We start from the raw sequence: 17,184 nt of genomic DNA on the forward strand, positions 1-17,184 counted from the left end.
TGTCCCGGTCCGGGCGGGCCCGGTGACCGCTCCCGGGGGCGTACAGGTGCGCGACCCCGTTGACCCCAGGGCATAGGCTGGGGCGCACCATGAGCCAGACACCCCTCAGCGGCGCAGAGACCCCCGCCGATCTGCTGCGCTCCGCCCTTGCCTCCGACCCCGCCCGCCCCCTCATCACCTACTACGACGACGCGACCGGAGAGAGAGTCGAACTCTCCGTCAAGACGTTCGACAACTGGGTGGCGAAGACGGCCAACCTGCTGCAGGACGACCTCGCCGCAGCGCCCGACGACCGGGCCTCGCTGCTGCTGCCCGCGCACTGGCAGACCGCCATCTGGCTGTTCGCCTGCTGGTCGGTCGGGCTGACGGTGTGTCCGGGCGGAGACCCGGCCGACGCCTCGCTGGTCGTCAGCGGCCCCGACACCCTCGACGCCGCGCTCGCCTGCCCCGGCGAACGCGTGGCCCTCGCGCTGCGTCCGCTGGGCGGACGGTTCCCCGAGCTGCCGGACGGCTTCCTGGACTACGCGGCGGAGGTGCCCGCCCAGGGCGACCGCTTCGTCCCGTACGCGCCGGTCGATCCGGACCGGCCCGCGCTGGTGATCGACAGGGAGCAGCTGACCGGTGCGCAGGCGGTGTCGCTCGCGGCCGAGCAGGCGTCCCGACTGGGCCTCGGTCCCGGCGACCGGGTGCTGAGCACGCTGTCCTTCGACGACTGGGCCGGGCTCGGCGGCGGCCTGCTGGCCCCGCTCGCGGCCGGCGCCTCGGTGGTGCTGTGCCGCAACAGCGAGAAGCTCGCGGACGAGGCGATGGAGGCGCGGATCGGCTCCGAGCGGGTGACCCACCGGGTGGGCTGACGGGCTGTCACCCCCGGCCCACCGCGCCCGCGCCCCTCCGTGAGGATTCGGCGAGAAGTGATGCAACCTTCAGGCATGGTTCCAACGTCTGATAAGTGCACGCATGGATCGAAGGACACCTTCACAGGGGCGGTTCACGGAGATGAGCGGCGACGTCAACGTCCCGGAGGATGAGCAGAAACGTTCCTTCGACGAGGAGTCCACGCCCCCCGAGCCGTCGGCCGGCCCCCCGCGCTGGCCCCGGATCCTGCGTCGGCTCGCGCTGGCCGTGGTGCTGGCACTGATAGCCGGGGCCGGTGCGGTCTGGTACGGCTACCAGAAGTACGACCGGAACATCACCACGGACACCACCACCGAGACCCTGCTCGGGCCGCCCTCGGCCCGTCCGACCGTCCCTGCGGTCGCCTACAACGCCGAGAACATCCTGATCATCGGCTCGGACACGCGCTCGGGCCCGGACAGCTCCTACGGCGACGCCAACGGCGGGGCCCGCTCGGACACCACCATCCTGCTGCACCTCTCGCAGGACCGGACCCGCGCCGTGGCGATGAGCATCCCGCGCGACGCCATGGTGCACATCCCCGCCTGCACCCTGCCCGACGGCGGGCACACCGCCGCCGCCTTCGCGCAGTTCAACTGGGCCTACTCGTTCGGCGGGACGGCCTGCACCATCCGCACCGTCGAGCAGCTGACCAAGATCCGGATCGACCACTTCATGGTGATCGACTTCAACGGCTTCAAGAACATGGTCAACGCCATCGGCGGAGTCCAGGTCTGCCTGGCGAAGCCGGTGGACGACCGGGACGCCAAGCTGCACCTCCCGGCCGGGAAGCAGACCGTCAACGGCACCCAGGCGCTGGGCTTCGTCCGGGTCAGGGAGACCATCGGCGACGGCAGCGACACCGAGCGGATGGGACGTCAGCAGCAGTTCCTCTCCTCGCTGGTGCAGAAGGTCGAGAGCAACGGCGTCCTGCTGAACCCGACCAAGCTGCTCCCGCTGATCGGCGCGGCCACCTCGGCGATCACCGTCGACCCGGGGCTGAACACCCTGGGCAAGCTGTACGACCTGGCGACCAGCCTGCGCGCGATGCCCGCGGACCACCTGGTGCTGCTGACCGCGCCGCGCGAGCCCTACGTCAACGACCACAACCGGGACCAGTTCCAGCAGCCGCAGGCCGACCAGCTGTTCCAGCAGATCCGCGACGACGACCAGGTGCTGCTGAACAGCTGGGCCGCCAAGCCCGCCACGCACACCGGGACGCCCTCGGCCTCCACCCCGTCGACTGCCGCCCCCGCAACCCCCGCCCCCGCGTTCGACGGCAGAACAGCAGACCAGGACATCTGCTCCTCATCCTGATGGACTTGTCCGGCCTCCTCACCGGACTCACGGGGTGACCGGCTAGTGTGCCGAGTCGGGTGGGACACTCTCACTCGGTCGGGAACGGGAAGATCGGAGCAGCAGGTGCAGCCGGGACACGGGACAGGCACGGGCACGGGTGCGGACAGCACCGACCCCGCCGACCTGACCGATCCCGCCGACCTGTGGGTGCTCGACCCGCGCACCGGCGAGTACCGGATGCGCCGGCCCGGCGACCCGGCCGTGGTGCGGACCCCGCCGCCGGCCGCGCCCGGCCCCGCGACCAACGCCGCCGGGGCCCCCACCTCACCCCGGACCCCGGCCTCGGCCCCGCCGCCCCCCGGACGGGCCTCCCGCCGTCGGCGCGAGCAGCGCCCCCGCAGCGGGCCCTGGGTGATCGGCGCCGTCTGCTTCATGCTCGCGGTCGGCGGCACCGGCGGCTACCTGCTGCTGCGCCACCCCGGCGGCAGCGCCAACGCCACCGGCAGCAGCAGCACCGCCCCGGGCGCGGTGGCCGCGACCAGCTGCGCGGCCCGGCCCGTGGTCACCGGGCCGGTGCCCGAGCCCGCCGTCTCCGGCGCGTTCCTGGAGGGCAGCAAGGCCCAGGCGATCGACGTCCGGGTGACCGTGCTCAACGGCACCGGCAGCATCGGCACCGCCGAGACCGTGCTGACCTGGCTGCAGAACCGCGGCTACCTGCGCTCCAGCAACGGCGGCCCGGCCTCGGCCACCCCGCACACCACGCTGGTGTACGCGCCGGACCACGTGGACCAGGCCCGCACCCTGGCCGCCGAGCTGAAGCTGCCCGCGACCGCGCTGCACGGCGACGGCAGGACCAGCGACCCGATCGGGCGGATGGTGCTGACGCTGGGTCAGGACTTCCACGGGATAGGAAAGCCGTTCGCGGCCCCCTCCCCCGCAGCCTCCGCCACCGCCGACGCCGGCGCCCAGGCGGGCTGCGGCAGCCAGTAGCCCGGCGCACCCCCGGGCGATCCGCCCGAGAGCACCGAGCCGCAGAGGCAGGCAACGCCGCATGGCCACCGCATCCCGCCCGTCACCGCCCAGCCCGTCACCGCCCCGCCCGCCCTCCTCGGGCTCGTCCCCGTCCTCCTCCGGCCGGTCGCGCCGCCGGAGCCGCACCCGGGCCCGGGTGCGGCTCCGGCGGCTGATGGTGGGCTGCGCGGCGCTGCTGGCGCTCTGCGGGGCCGGCGGCTGGGGCTATGTGCAGTACCTGGACGGCAACATCAAGCACGGCGCGCTGAGCTTCGGCGACCAGGGCAAGGTGTCCCAGGACGCGGCCGGGCACACCGCGCTGAACATCCTGCTGATCGGCTCGGACACCCGGGACACCGCCGCCGACCTCAAGCTCGGCGGCGCCCGCGGCTCGGTGGGCGGTCCGGTGCACGCGGACGTGGAGATGCTGCTGCACGTCTCGGCCGACCGCAGCAACGCCTCGCTGCTGAGCATCCCGCGCGACACCATGGTCGACATCCCGGCCTGCACCGACCCGAAGACCGGAAAGGTCTACCCGGAGTCGGCGCACGAGCAGATCACCGACAGCCTGTCGCACGGCGGCCCCGGCTGCACCGTCTACACCTGGCACCAGCTGACCGGCATCCACATCGACCACTACATGATGGTCGACTTCGGCGGGGTGGTCAGCATGGCCGACGCGGTGGGCGGGGTGCCGGTGTGCACCACCGGCAACGTCGCCGACCCGTACTCGCACCTGCGGCTGACCGCGGGGCGGCACGTGGTCCAGGGGGTGCAGGCGCTGGAGTGGCTGCGCACCAGGCACGGCTTCGGCGACGGCAGCGACCTCTACCGCACGCAGACCCAGCACATGTACCTGACCTCGATGCTGCGCCGGCTGCGCTCGGCCGGGACGCTGACCGACCCGGGCAAGGTGCTCTCCCTGGCCGACGCCGCCACCAGGGCGCTGACCGTGGACGACGGCCTGGACAGCGTCGGCAGGCTGGCCGGGCTCGCCGACCAGTTGAAGGACCTCCGGCCGGAGCGGCTGACCACGGTGACCATGCCGTACGCGGAGGACCCGGAGAACCCCAAGGCCTGGGTGATCCCGATGCCCGGGGACGCGGAGCGGCTCTTCAGCATGGTCCGCGACGACATCCCGCTGGACCCGCACGGCAGGCCGGTCCCGACCACCGCGCCCGCCGCCGCCCCGTCGCCCGCCGCCACCGTGCCGCCCGGGACGGTCGCGCTGACCGTGCAGAACGGCAGCGGCTTCGCCGGGCGGGCCGGTGCGCTCACCGCGGCGCTGCGCACGATGGGCTTCACCCGCGCCCGCAACGGGCTGAACGCACCGGCCCGGCAGGCCGCCACCACGCTCAGCTACCCCGCCTCGGCACTGGCCGGGGCCCGCGCGGTCGCGGCGGCGCTGCACCTGCCGGCGGCGGCGCTGCGGGAATCCGCCGATGTGACTCTTCCGACCCTGGTTCTGGGAACCGACTGGCCGTCCGGCAGCGTCTACCCCACCGTGCCGACCCCGTCCGCGGGGGCGGTTCCATTGACCGCGAAACGTCAAAACGGCGACCAGGACGCCTGCGCCAAGGTGAATCCGGTATACGCCTGGTGAGCTGACCGACGCGTATGGCGACAACGCGGGTGGAAGTGTCCGGATATCTGATCGTTCGTCAACAAGCTGTGAATTGCAGAAGGCATTCCCGATAGGGCTTTCCCGGCGCGGAAAGATATAGTCCGGCCATGATGCAGGAGACAGACGGCGCGCCGGTCGCCCCCCGGCCGTCCCGGCGCCGGAAGAAAAAGCGCTCACGGGCGGTGCGAATACTGAAGTACACGTCCATCACCATGGGCGTGGTAGTGGTGGCCGGCGTGGGCGGCGGCTACTTCTACATACAGAACCTCAACCACAATATCCGTACCGGAAGTCTCCACGACGACCCCGCGGTCACCGTCGCCCCGCCCAAGCCGAATGCGGCCGGGCAGACCCCGCTGAACATCCTGGTGATCGGTTCGGACGGCCGTGACACCGCGGCGGACTGCAAGCTCGGCGGCGCCTGCGACGACGGCGGCGTGGCCCGCGCGGACGTGGAGATGCTGGTCCACCTCTCGGCGGACCGCAGCAACGCCTCGGTCACCAGCATCCCCCGCGACACCGTGGTCGACCTGGCCAACTGCGACGGGCACAACAACCGGCACGCGGCCATCAACGGCAGCCTCAACTACGGCGGCCCCGGCTGCGTGGTGGACACCTGGACCAAGCTCACCGGCATCCACATCGACCACTACATGATGATCCACTTCTCCGGGGTGGTGAGCATGGCCGACGCCATCAAGGGCGTCCCGGTCTGCGCCAAGGAGAACGTCTCCGACAACGAGATCACCTACGTCAACGGCGTCAAGAGCAACATCGGCTCGCACCTGGTCTTCGCCAAGGGCACCAGAGACGTCACCGGCGTGCAGGCGCTGCAGTGGCTGCGCACCCGGCACGCATTCGGGGACGGCACGGACATCGGCAGGACCGAGGCGCAGCACCTCTACCTCAACTCGATGGTCCGCAAGATGAAGAGCCTCGGCACGCTGACCAACATCGGCGAGATGAACGCGCTGGCGACGGCCGCCACCAAGGCGCTCCAGGTCGACCACGGCCTCGGCAGCGTGCAGGCGCTGACCGGCCTGGCGCTGCAGTTCAACAAGGTCGACCCGAGCCGGATCACCACGGTGACCATCCCCTGGCACTACGGGACCAACCCGACGAACCCGGCCAACCTCCCGGTCGAGCTGACCCAGCCGGCCGCGAACCAGATCTTCGCGCAGATCCGCAACGACGTGCCGCTCGACAAGAACGCGCTGCCGGGCGCCACCCCGACGCCGACGCCCTCCCCCACGCCGACCGCGAGCGCGGCGGAGAAGGCCGCCGTCCACATCTCCGTGCGCAACGCCAGCGGGGTGGACGGGCGCGGGCAGGTGCTGACCGACTTCCTGAAGTCCAAGGGCTTCACCCAGGCCCTGCGGGACACCACCGACGTGCCGCCGACCCCGACCGGGCTGACCTACCCCACCGCCGACAAGGCGCAGGCCCAGGCCGTGGCGGCGACGCTCGGGCTGAGCGCGGGCGCGCTCACCCCCTCGGCCTCGGCGACCCGGCTCACCCTGGTCATCGGCACCGACTGGACCAAGGGCGACGACTTCGCGAGCACCGTCCCCAAGAAGGCGGGCCTGCCGGCCGGGACCGACGCGCAGAACGGCGCGGACGCCACCCAGTGCATGGACGTGAACCCGGCGCCGTACACCAAGTTCCGCCCGGGGCAGACCGGTTACCTCTACAGCTGGACCGGCTCCACGCCGCCGAAGTCGCCCTGAGGCTTCTGATGAGGCGTCAGCGGGGCTCAGCTGGGCCCAGTGGGGCTCAGCGGGACGAGGAGGCCCGGTCGCCGACGGCTCCGGCGGTCGGCACCGGGCTGGCGATCACCCGGCGGGCCAGCGAGCCGGGGCTGGTCAGGAAGCCCCAGCCCCAGGCCATGTGCATGGTGACCAGGGCGACCGGGATCCGCAGCCGCGCGCCGGCCGGCAGGCCCCGGCCCTCGCGCAGCGAGCCCAGCAGGATCGCCGCCGCGTAGCCGCCGGGGAGGACGAACAGCAGCGGGCTCAGCAGCGCGCCGCCGACCAGGCCCGCCGCCACGCCGACCAGCGCGGCCGGGGGCGCCAGGTAGCGCAGGTTGACCGAGCCGCGGTGGTAGCGGGTGACCACCCGGCGCCAGCGCCCGTAGTCGCGGTACTGCTTGGCCAGGGCGCGGACGCTGGGCCGGGGCCGGTAGGTCACCCGCAGCTCCGGGGTGAACCAGATCAGGCCGCCGTCCTGGCGGATCCGGTAGTTCAGCTCCCAGTCCTGGGCCCGGACGAACTCCTCGTTGTAGCCGCCCTGCTGCTCCAGCACCTCGCGCCGGAACACGCCCAAGTAGACGGTGTCGGCCTCGGCGGCGGCGCCGCCGGTGTGGAACGCGGCGTTGCCCACACCGATCTTCGCGGTCATCGCGGCGGCGACGGCCCGCTCCCAGTCGTTCTCGCCCTCGGCGTGCATCACGCCGCCGACGTTGGCGGCACCCTTCTGGGCCAGCAGCCGGACCGCGGTGGCGATGTAACCGGGCGTCAGCAGCCCGTGGCCGTCCACCCGGACCACCACCGGGTGGCGCGAGCCGCGGATCGCCGCGTTCAGCCCGGCCGGGGTACGCCCGGTCGGGTTGGGCACGGTGCGCACCTCGCGGGCGGTCCCGGCGGTCTCGGCGACCAGGGCCGCGGCGATCTCGTCGGTGTCGTCCTTGGACGGGCCGAGCGCGATCACCACCTCGACGTCGCCCGGGTACTCCTGTTCGAGGATCCGGAGCACGGATTCACGCAGGTGCCGGGACTCGTCGAGGACCGGCATGATCACCGAGACGGAGGGCACCGGGTGCCCCTCGGGGGCGCTGGAGGCGGAGGTCGCGTTCATATGCAGGCAACCGTACCGCCGGGCCCGGCGCGGCGCTGAACCGAGGCCCCGCACCGCTGGACCGAGGCCCGGGGAGAGCCGCGCGGGACGGGTCCGAAGGAGCGGAACCGGAGCGACACCCCGGGACGGCTCCACGGCCGCCGCCACCGCCGGACCTACCATCCACGGGATGCCTGCCGAACGCCGAGACCCGGCCGATCCCGCCCCCGCGCCCCCCACCGCGCCGCGCTCGCGCCGCCGCCGGACCGTCTGGGTGGCCGGGCTGCTGTCCGCGACAGTGCTCGCCACCAGCGGCATCGGACGGGCCGTGGTCAGCGGGGTCGGCGACTCGATCGGCCGGGTGGACGCCTTCGGCGGCCTGCGGGACCGTCCGGCCGACGACTCCGCGCTGAACTTCCTGCTGGTCGGCACGGACGACCGGGAGGGCGTCCCGGCGAAGGTGCTGCAGTCGCTGCACGCGGGCGGGGAGTCCTGCCACTGCACCGACACCATCATGCTGGTGCACCTCTCCGCGACCGGGGACCGGGCCAGCGTGGTGAGCATCCCCCGGGACAGCTATGTCGACATCCCGGCCCACACCGACCCGGCCACCGGCAAACAGGTCGGCGCGTCCATGGGGAAGATCAACGCCGCCTACGGGATGGGCGGGCCCCCGCTGACCGTGGCGACCGTCGAGCAGGCCACCGGACTGCACATCGACCACTACCTGCAGCTGAACTTCCTCAGCTTCGTCAGCACCGTGGACGCCCTCGGCGGCGTCCCGGTGTGCAGCAGCACACCGCTGCACGACCCCAAGTCCGGCCTGGACCTGCCCGCCGGGACCACCAGGCTGGACGGCGCCGAGGCACTGAAGTACGTCCGGGCCCGGTATGTCGACCCCACCGCCGACCTGGGCCGGATGCAGCGGCAGCAGAAGTTCGTGGCGCAGATCATCCAGCAGGCGACCAGCAGCGGCACCCTGCTCAACCCGGTCCGGCTGCAGAGCGTGGCCTCGACCGTGCTGAAGTCGGTCAAGGCGGACCAGGGCCTGAGCGGCAAGGACCTGCTGGCGCTGGTCTCCCGGATGAAGGACCTGCGGCCGTCCTCGGCCTCCTTCGCCACGGTGCCGCTGTCCGACCTGAACCACGTGGTGCCCGGCTGGGGCTCGACCGTGCTCTGGGACCAGCCGCGGGCGCAGGCGCTGTTCGCCGCCCTGCGCGCGGACCGGCCGCTGACCGCGCCCCCGGCCACTGCCGCGGCGACCGGGACGGCCGCGGCGACCGGCCCGCTGAGCGTCCCGCCGGGTCGGGTACGGGTGCAGGTGCTGAACGGTGCGGGTGTGCCGGGACTGGCCACCCGGGCCGACGGGGAACTGCGCAGCGCGGGCTTCGCCACCACCGGGGACGCCCAGAACGCGCCGGGGAGCGGCACCGCGGCGGTGACCGTGATCCGCTACGACCCGCGCTGGGACGAGTCGGTGAAGACCCTGGCGGCGGCGCTGCCCGGGGCCCGGCTGGTGCAGGTGGCCGGGCTCGGCGGGACGATGCAGGTGGTGCTGGGCAAGGACTTCACCGCGGTGGCCGGGGCAGCCGCCGCCGGCGCACCGACCACGGGCGCGAGCGGGACGGCCGCCGCGGGCTCGTCCACCGCGGGGACGGCTACTGCCGGAGCGTCCGCCGCGGGCACCGCGAGCGCGGCCCCGACCATCGCCGCCTCGCGCGGCGACACCGTCATCTGCCACTGACTCCGCTGCACGGAGCGCTGTGGCGGTGCCCACGGTGCGCTGTGGCGGTGCCACGGAGCGTTCACCGGCGTGCATCAAAACTGCTACAGGTGTCCAGAATGACCGCTTGACGCCCCTGCGGAGGGCGCGGTCAGGGCATCCTCGTTTCCATGACGACGCGCAGCGGGTGGAACGAGGGGTCGGCCGACGGCGGCCCGGACATCAGCGGCTGGGAGACCCGTACCACCCGGCCCGAGCAGCGCGGCGGGGCCTACCGGGGCCTGCCGCAGGTGCCCTCGGAGGGTGAGTTCCAGGGCTCGGCGTACAACAGGGCCGAGCCGCCGCTGCCGCCCGAGCTGAACCCGCGCGGGCCCGGCGGACGGGGACCGGCCCCGCAGCGGGGCCGCCAGGTCCCGCCGCAGCAGTCCGCCCCGGCCCAGGGCCGGCAGCAGGGCCAGGGATACGGCCGTCCGGACGGGCTCAACCCGACCGTCCACGAGCGGCAGTCCGGCTCCGGCGGCCTGCCGCCCGAGCTGGACCCGCGCGGGCCCGGCAAGCGCGGTCCCGGCGGGGGCGCGGGCGGGGGCGGCGGTCAGCGCCGCGGCTGGTCGCGGCGGCGGAAGGTCCGGTTCACCCTGTTCGCGCTGGTGCTGACCCTGCTGGTGGTCAGCGTGGGCACCTACTTCTGGGCCGACTCCAAGCTCAACCACTCCAATGTGCTGGCCGACTACCCCGGCCGCCCGGCGGCAGGCAAGGGCACCAACTGGCTGATCATCGGCTCGGACAGCCGCCAGGGCCTGTCCAAGGCCCAGCAGCAGGCACTGCACACCGGCTACGACACCGGCGCGCGCACCGACTCGATGATGATCCTGCACACCGGTTCCAACGGGAACACGCTGATGAGCATCCCGCGTGACTCCTACGTCACCATCCCGGCCTGGACCGACAGCAAGGGCATCAAGCACAGCCAGTCCAAGAACAAGATCAACGCCGCCTACGCCTACGGCGACGGCCCGCTGCTGGTGAAGACCATCGAGTTCAACACCGGGCTGCGGATCGACCACTACGCCGAGATCGGCTTCTCCGGCTTCGTCAGCGTGGTCGACGACCTGGGCGGCATCCACATGTGCCTGCCCAAGCCGATCGTCGACAAGGCCTCCGGCGCGAACCTCAAGGCGGGCTGCCAGACCCTGAACGGCACCCAGTCGCTGGCCTTCGTCCGCGAGCGGCACCAGGAGGCCACCCAGGACCTGGCCCGGATGCAGCACCAGCAGCAGTTCCTCGCGGCGCTGTCGCACAAGGCCACCTCGATGGGGACGCTGCTGAACCCGTTCGTGCTCTACCCCACCCTGGACAGCGGGCTGTCGCTGCTGACCGTGGACAACAACGTCGGGCTGACCGACCTGGCCTCGATGTTCTTCGCCATGAAGGACGTCCAGAGCGGCAAGGGCAAGACCATCACCGTGCCGATCGCCGACCCGAACTACTCCACCCCGGCCGGTGACGCGGTGAAGTGGAACATGACCGAGGCCACCCAGGTCTTCAACGCCTTCAAGAACGACACCGCCGTTCCGTCCTTCTCCCACTGAGCGGGCGGGACGCACGGCGCTGTCCGTTCCGTCGGGATCGGTCTGCTAAGCGCCGTCGTCGGCGTCGCGCAGGGAACGGACCATGCTCTGCAGGATCCGGAACGCGCCCGCCTGCTCGGCCTCGGTCAGCCCGGCCAGCATTCTGACCTCGACGGACCGGACCGCCGCGGTCGCCTTCCCGAGGCTCCGCCGGCCGCTGGCGGTGAGCCGTGCGGGAAGGACCTTCCCGACCGGCGCCTGCTCCGGCCGGGTCACATAGCCCTCTCGCTCCAGGGTCTGGAGCAGCACGTTCATCGACTGCCGGGTCACGAACGCGCCACGCGCGAGCTCGGAGTTCGACAGGCCGGGCCGCTGAGCCAGCAGCTCCAGGCAGGAGTAGTGCGTCACGCTCATCCCCAGCGGCCGCAGCACCTCCTCCATCGCTGCGCGCAGGGCGCTCGAAGCCTCTTTCAACAGGTAGCCCAGTGATTTGTCCAGGTCGACGCCCGCGCCATTTTGACTCATGTCAGTATTCTGACATACTGGTCCGTGTCAGGAATCTGACACGGAGAGAAGGAGTACCACCATGCCCGCCACCGGCCCCGACTTCATCTCGCTGCAGACCCGCGACCTCGACGCCGCACAGGCGTTCTACGAGCAGTACCTCGGCCTGGTCCGCTCGCCGACCGGGCCTCCGCACGCCGTCGTCTTCGAGACCAAGCCGATCGCGTTCGCACTCCGCGACATCGTCCCCGGCACCGACCTCGGATCCGTCGGCCGCCCCGGCGTCGGTGCGGCGATCTGGCTCCACGCCACCGACGTCCAGGCCATCCACGACGCCCTCGTCGCGGGCGGTCACACCATCGTCTCCGCACCGGTCGACGGCCCCTTCGGCCGGACCTTCACCTTCGCCGACCCCGACGGCTACCACATCACCCTCCACGACCGCGGCTGAGCCTCCGGCCCGCGGCTCCGGCCCGGCGCTGCGGCGTACGGGTGGCGCCTGGGCGGTGCGCCGTGGTGGCACCGCCGGTGGCGGGCCTCCGCCGCTCAGGCTGGGGGGATGACCAGCCCCGAGGAGCCGCTGCCGCCCGAGCTGTCACCCCGCCACCAGGCCGAGGTGCTCGGCGGGGTGCCGCCGGAGGGGCAGCGCGCGGGACGGCGGGCCGCGCGGCGGCCCGGACGGCGGCGGCGCTGGTGGCGGATCGCGCTGCTGGCGCTGGTCCTGCTGCTGGTGCTGCTGCTCGCGGCGGGGGTGGCGACCTACGTCTGGGCGAACGGCAAGCTCAACAAGGTCGCCGCGATCACCCAGTACAGCGGTCGCCCGGCGAACGGGCCCGGCACCAACTGGCTGATCGTCGGCTCGGACAGCCGGGCCGGACTGACCCCGCAGCAGCAGCGGTCCCTGCACGTCGGCTCGGACAGCGGGACCAACACCGACACCCTGATGGTGCTGCACAAGGGCCGCAACGGCCCGGTGCTGATGAGCATCCCGCGCGACTCCTACGTCACCATCCCGGCCTGGACCGACAGCAAGGGCGTCGAGCACGGCCAGTCCAAGGACAAGATCAACGCCGCCTACGCGTCCGGCGGGCCGCAGCTGCTGGCGCGGACCGTGGAGCAGGACACCGGGATCCACCTGGACCACTACACCGAGGTGGGCTTCACCGGAGTGGTGAACATCGTGAACGCGCTCGGCGGGGTGCCGATCTGCCTGGCCGGACCCGTGGTCGACAGCAAGTCGGGGGCGGACCTGCCGGCCGGCTGCCACACCCTGAACGGCACCCAGTCGCTGCAACTGGTGCGCACCCGCTACTCGCTGCCGGACTCCGACCTGAGCCGGATCCAGAACCAGCAGCAGTTCCTGCAGGCGCTGGCGAGCCGGGCAGTGGCGTCCCGCACCTGGCTGAACCCGTTCACCTTCTACCCCTTCCTCAGCGCCTGCCTGGAGTCGCTGACCGTGGACCAGGGCACCGGGCTGTGGACGCTGGGGCAGTTCGGGCAGCAGATGTACCGGGTCAGCGGCTCCGGCGGGAAGACCGTGACGGTGCCGCTGGCGACGCAGGACTACACCACGCCCAGCGGCCAGTCGGCGGTGCTGTGGTCGCCGACCGGCTCCGCCACCCTGTTCTCGGAGATCCAGGAGGACCGCCCGGTCACCGTCCCGACCAACCCCTCCGGCACCACAAGCAGCGGAAACTGAGGGTCGCCTAATTCTGACCTTGCGTCACCCCACGTGCCGGGCCAGCGGGTTGGAGCCGATCGAGTTGGCCACCGCGAAGCTCACCGAGCCCGAGCGGTAGCGGTCGTCGGACCACTCGATCGGACGGCCGGCGTGGGTCGTGGTGGTCCGGCGGATGCGCAGCAGCGGGCCTCCGCGGCGGATGCCGAGCAGGTCGGCGTCCTGGGTCCCGGCGCCGACCGCGTCGATGGTGTGCTCGCCGTAGGCGAAGATGATCCCGATCTCGTCGTAGAGCGCCTGGACCACGGACTCGCACTCCGGCGGCAGCCCCTCGACCGCCCCGGCCACCCACGGCGGGTAGACGTTCCGCTCGACCAGCACCGGTTCGCCGTCCAGGCCGCGCACCCGGAGCACCTGCAGCACCTCGGTCCCCGGCTCGATCAGCAGCCGCTCGACGTCGTCGGCGGTGGCCGGGCGGCGGTGCTGCTCGACCACCCGGCCGGTGGCGGTGCGGCCCATCGCGCGGGCCCACTGGGCGAAGCTGCGCAGCTCGGCGAAGCTCTGGCTGCGCCGGTTGCCGAGGACCACCCGGCGGGCCCCCTGCCGGGAGCCGATCCGGCCCTCCGAGGTGAGGGCGGCCACGGCCTGACGGACCGTCCCCCGGGAGACCTCGTACCTGGCGGCGAGGTCGCTCTCGGTGGGCAGCGTCCCGCCGACCGGGTACTCGCCGCGGTCGATGGCCCGGCGCAGCGCGTCGGCGATCTCCTCATGGCGTGCGGACACGGTGGGAACCTCCATGTGACAGGGGATGGGTTGTGCACAGTGGGCATCGGCGGTGCGGGTGCGGCGGATCCGACCCGCGGCAGCCGCGTGATCGTACCGTTACCTGGCATGCCCGCGAAATCCCCGGTGAACACGCACGATAACGACGGCGAAAAGAGCGCGGTCGGACGTGCTGTGTTCATCTTCCCTTCACCATCCTCGGGCGTACTGTCATCAGCTTGTCCAAACAAGTTCCGCATGCAGACGCCTCGTCAGGAGATACCGTGACCCCCTTCCCCGCTCGGGCCGCCGCCCTCACCGGCTGCCTGGTGGCCGCAGCGCTCACGCTCAGCGCCTGTGGTTCCTCCAGCTCGACGAAGCCCGCCGCCGGCGGCGCTTCGGGCGGCGGCAAGAGTGCCGCGACCGCGACCTCCGCCGCCGACTTCGGCGGGATGGACGCCCTGGTCGCGGCGGCGAAGAAGGAGGGCACGCTGAACGCGATAACCCTCCCCCGCGACTGGGCCAACTACGGCGCGATCATGGACGGCTTCACCAAGAAGTACGGCATCAAGATCAACGACGAGAACCCCGAGGGTTCCAGCCAGGACGAGATCAACGCGGTCACCACCCGCAAGGGCCAGGGCCGCGCCCCCGACGTGATGGACCTCGGCGGCGCCTTCGCGCTCAGCGGCGCCAAGGACGGCCTGTTCGCCCCGTACAAGGTCGCCACCTTCTCCTCGATCCCGGCCGGCCAGGCCGCCACCGACGGCGCCTGGACCTTCGACTACGGCGGCTACATCTCCATCGGCTGCAACGAGAGCAAGGTCAAGGACTGCCCGAAGACCTTCGCCGACCTGCTCAAGCCGGAGTACAAGGGCATGGTCGCGCTCAACGGCGACCCGACCCAGGCCGGCGCGGCCTTCGCCGGCGTCTACGCCGCGGCGCTCGCCAACGGCGGCAGCTTCGACAACATCCAGCCCGGCCTGGACTTCTTCGCCAAGCTGAAGAAGCTGGGCAACTTCAACCCGGTCCAGGCCAAGCAGAGCACGGTCGAGTCGGGCGAGACCCCGATCACCATCGACTGGGACTACCTGAACGCCGGCTACTCCGCCGAGTTCAAGTCCAAGGGCATCAACTGGCAGGTCAACGTCCCGACCGACGGCGAGTACGCCAACTACTACAACCAGGCCATCAACAAGTGGGCGCCGCACCCGGCCGCCGCCCGGCTGTGGGAGGAGTACCTCTACAGCACCGAGGGCCAGAACCTCTTCCTCGGCGGCTTCGCCCGCCCGGTCGAGATGGACGCGATGAAGTCCGCGGGCACCCTGGACACCACGGCCGCCGCCGCGCTGCCGACGGTCACCGGCACCCCGACCTTCCCCACCGACGACCAGACCACCAAGGCCAAGGCCCTGCTGGCCGCCAACTGGTCCAAGGCCATCGCCGGGTGAGCACCGTCGACCTGGTTGCCCCCGACGCGACCGAGGACGACCGTCCCCGTCGCCGCCCGCTGCGCAGCTCGCTGCGCCGTGCGGCGGCGGGGCGCCTCGCCGTCGCCCCGCTGCTCGTCTTCGTCGTCGTGGGATTCGGCGTGCCGGCCGTCGCCATGGCCTACGGCGCGTTCACCACCAACACCCCCGGCGCCCCCAGCTCCTACACCACGGGGAACATCACCGCCTCGCTCCAGGGCGGCTACCTGACCGCCCTGCTCGGCAGCGTCAAGCTGTCCGCGGTGTCCGCGCTGATCTCCACGGTGGTCGGGCTGCTGCTCGCACAGGCGGTCGCCACCTCCCGGTTCCAGGCGCTGCGGCACGCCGTGCTCAGCGCCTCCGGCGTGCTCGCCAACTTCGGCGGCGTGCCGCTGGCGTTCGCCTTCATCGCCACCCTCGGCAACGCCGGGGGGGTCACCACGCACTTCCACCTGAAGTCCGCGGGCTGGAGCCTCTACACCTTCTGGGGCCTCAACCTGGTGTACCTGTACTTCCTCATCCCGCTGATGGTGCTCAGCGTGCTCCCCTCCCTGGACGGGCTGCGCCGCCAGTGGCGCGAGGCGGCACAGAACAACGGCGCGACGCTGTGGAAGTACTGGCGCTATGTCGCGCTGCCGGTGCTCGCACCGTCGCTGCTCGGCGGATTCGTGCTGCTGTTCGGCACCGCCTTCGCCGCGTACGCGACCGCGGCGGCGATGGTCGGCGCGTCCGTCCCGCTGATCACCCTGCAGATCGCCAACGCGCTGAACGGCAACGTCTCCGCCGACGCCGGGAACGTCGCGCTGGCGATGAGCCTGGACATGGTGGTCATCGCCGTGCTGGTGATGCTCGTGTACCTGCCCCTGCAACGCCGGAGCGCCCGATGGCTGGTCTGATCTCACGCCCGGACGCGGAGGACGCCCCTCCGCGCAGCCGCCTCCGCTCGGGCCGTCCGCGCTCGGGCCGTCCGCATGCGGGCCGTCCGCGCTCCGACCGTCCGCGCTTCGGGCGGGCGGCGATCCTGCTGCTCTGCGGCGTGTACTTCGTCGTGCCGGTGCTGGCCTCGTTCCTGTTCACCGTGGACGACCCGGTGCACGGCTTCACGCTGCACGCCTACAGCCAGATCTTCAAGGTCGACGGCCTCTGGCCAGCCCTGCAGCTGTCGCTGGAGCTCGCGGTGGCCACCATCGCCGTGGTCTACCTGCTGCTGGTCCCCGCGGTCGTCGCGGTCCGGCTCGGCAGCCAGCGGCTGCGCACCGTGGTCGAACTGGCCTGCACCCTGCCGCTGGTGGTCCCGGCCATCGCCTTCACCGCGGGCATCACCAGCGTGCTGAGCTGGGGCAGCAACCACCTCGCGGTGGGATCCACGCTGTTCCAACTGCTGGTCGACATCCAGAACCCCAGCTTCCCGGTGATCCTGCTGCTCGCCTACGTGGTGATGGCCCTGCCGCTGGCCTACCGCACCCTGGACGCGGGCATGCGGGCACTGGACGTGCGCACCCTGCTCGAAGCCGCCCAGAACAACGGGGCGGGGCGGACCCGCGCCATCATCACGGTGATCCTGCCGAACCTCCGCGGCGCGCTGCTGAACACCGCGTTCCTCACCCTGGCGCTGGTGCTGGGCGAGTTCACGGTCTCCTCGATCCTCGGCTTCCAGCCGTTCTCGGTCTGGATCGTCAACGGCAACGCCGCGGGCCAGGGCGATGTCACCGTCGCCGTCTCGATCGTCAGCCTGGTGCTCACCTGGCTGCTGCTGCTCGTCCTGTCGGCCGGCGGCAACCGCCGCCGCAAGGCCTCGACCCCGACCACTGCTTAGGGAG

General features: G+C 72.0%; 15 protein-coding genes. 12 read left to right on the forward strand and 3 right to left on the reverse strand.

Going from position 1 to position 17,184, the window contains the following annotated elements:
- Positions 1-89: 89 nt before the first annotated feature.
- From ACEZDE_RS09840 to ACEZDE_RS09860, 5 genes are all read left to right on the forward strand, one after another.
- Positions 90-854 carry a TIGR03089 family protein gene (locus ACEZDE_RS09840; RefSeq protein ID WP_380534622.1) on the forward strand — a complete coding sequence of 255 codons (765 nt, stop codon included), beginning with the start codon at positions 90-92 and terminating at the stop codon, positions 852-854.
- Positions 855-996: 142 nt separating this feature from the next.
- The gene (locus ACEZDE_RS09845; protein ID WP_380534624.1) at positions 997-2,211 is read left to right on the forward strand and encodes an LCP family protein; all 1,215 of its coding nucleotides are present in this window, start codon (positions 997-999) and stop codon (positions 2,209-2,211) included.
- Between the two features lie 105 nt (positions 2,212-2,316).
- A complete protein-coding gene (locus tag ACEZDE_RS09850) occupies positions 2,317-3,183 on the forward strand; it encodes a LytR C-terminal domain-containing protein (RefSeq protein WP_380534626.1) in 867 nt (288 codons plus the stop codon).
- A gap of 61 nt (positions 3,184-3,244) precedes the next feature.
- Entirely contained in the window at positions 3,245-4,807 is a 1,563-nt protein-coding gene (locus tag ACEZDE_RS09855) for an LCP family protein (protein WP_380534628.1), read from the forward strand.
- A gap of 128 nt (positions 4,808-4,935) precedes the next feature.
- Positions 4,936-6,555, forward strand: a complete 1,620-nt coding sequence (locus tag ACEZDE_RS09860) for an LCP family protein (RefSeq protein WP_380534630.1) — start codon at positions 4,936-4,938, stop codon at positions 6,553-6,555.
- 46 nt (positions 6,556-6,601) lie between these two features.
- Here ACEZDE_RS09860 and ACEZDE_RS09865 read toward each other — a convergent pair whose 3' ends face one another.
- Complete coding sequence (locus tag ACEZDE_RS09865; RefSeq protein ID WP_380534631.1) at positions 6,602-7,681, reverse strand: glycosyltransferase; 1,080 nt, start codon at positions 7,679-7,681, stop codon at positions 6,602-6,604.
- A 169-nt stretch (positions 7,682-7,850) separates the two neighbouring features.
- Here ACEZDE_RS09865 and ACEZDE_RS09870 point away from each other — a divergent pair, with 169 nt between their 5' ends.
- Both ACEZDE_RS09870 and ACEZDE_RS09875 read left to right on the forward strand, forming a co-directional pair.
- Positions 7,851-9,404: an LCP family protein gene (locus ACEZDE_RS09870; RefSeq protein WP_380534633.1), complete on the forward strand. Its 1,554-nt coding sequence runs from the start codon at positions 7,851-7,853 to the stop codon at positions 9,402-9,404.
- Between the two features lie 149 nt (positions 9,405-9,553).
- Positions 9,554-10,972: an LCP family protein gene (locus ACEZDE_RS09875; protein WP_380534635.1), complete on the forward strand. Its 1,419-nt coding sequence runs from the start codon at positions 9,554-9,556 to the stop codon at positions 10,970-10,972.
- 45 nt (positions 10,973-11,017) lie between these two features.
- Here the strand turns inward: ACEZDE_RS09875 and ACEZDE_RS09880 are convergent, their stop codons facing one another.
- Positions 11,018-11,476 carry a MarR family winged helix-turn-helix transcriptional regulator gene (locus ACEZDE_RS09880; RefSeq protein ID WP_380534637.1) on the reverse strand — a complete coding sequence of 153 codons (459 nt, stop codon included), beginning with the start codon at positions 11,474-11,476 and terminating at the stop codon, positions 11,018-11,020.
- Positions 11,477-11,537: 61 nt separating this feature from the next.
- Here ACEZDE_RS09880 and ACEZDE_RS09885 point away from each other — a divergent pair, with 61 nt between their 5' ends.
- Both ACEZDE_RS09885 and ACEZDE_RS09890 read left to right on the forward strand, forming a co-directional pair.
- On the forward strand, positions 11,538-11,906 hold the full coding sequence (locus ACEZDE_RS09885; protein ID WP_380534639.1) for a VOC family protein: 369 nt from the start codon (positions 11,538-11,540) through the stop codon (positions 11,904-11,906).
- A 108-nt stretch (positions 11,907-12,014) separates the two neighbouring features.
- Positions 12,015-13,154, forward strand: coding sequence for an LCP family protein (locus tag ACEZDE_RS09890; RefSeq protein WP_380534641.1), 1,140 nt, complete (start codon positions 12,015-12,017; stop codon positions 13,152-13,154).
- A 24-nt stretch (positions 13,155-13,178) separates the two neighbouring features.
- On the opposite strand, the gene ACEZDE_RS09895 is transcribed toward ACEZDE_RS09890, so the two are convergent.
- Positions 13,179-13,916, reverse strand: coding sequence for a GntR family transcriptional regulator (locus ACEZDE_RS09895; protein ID WP_380534643.1), 738 nt, complete (start codon positions 13,914-13,916; stop codon positions 13,179-13,181).
- A gap of 263 nt (positions 13,917-14,179) precedes the next feature.
- Here ACEZDE_RS09895 and ACEZDE_RS09900 point away from each other — a divergent pair, with 263 nt between their 5' ends.
- From ACEZDE_RS09900 to ACEZDE_RS09910, 3 genes are read left to right on the forward strand one after another with little or no spacing between them, the layout of a single operon-like run.
- A complete protein-coding gene (locus ACEZDE_RS09900; RefSeq protein ID WP_380534646.1) occupies positions 14,180-15,346 on the forward strand; it encodes an ABC transporter substrate-binding protein in 1,167 nt (388 codons plus the stop codon).
- Between the two features lie 59 nt (positions 15,347-15,405).
- Positions 15,406-16,260 (forward strand): ABC transporter permease, encoded by an 855-nt coding sequence (locus ACEZDE_RS09905; protein WP_380535119.1) that lies wholly within the window; start codon positions 15,406-15,408, stop codon positions 16,258-16,260.
- Positions 16,248-17,180 (forward strand): ABC transporter permease, encoded by a 933-nt coding sequence (locus ACEZDE_RS09910; protein ID WP_380534648.1) that lies wholly within the window; start codon positions 16,248-16,250, stop codon positions 17,178-17,180. Before ACEZDE_RS09905 ends, ACEZDE_RS09910 begins: the two co-directional genes overlap by 13 nt.
- Positions 17,181-17,184: the final 4 nt, after the last annotated feature.

It is taken from the genome of Streptacidiphilus cavernicola (genome assembly GCF_042510955.1).
Taxonomy (GTDB): domain Bacteria; phylum Actinomycetota; class Actinomycetes; order Streptomycetales; family Streptomycetaceae; genus Streptacidiphilus; species Streptacidiphilus cavernicola.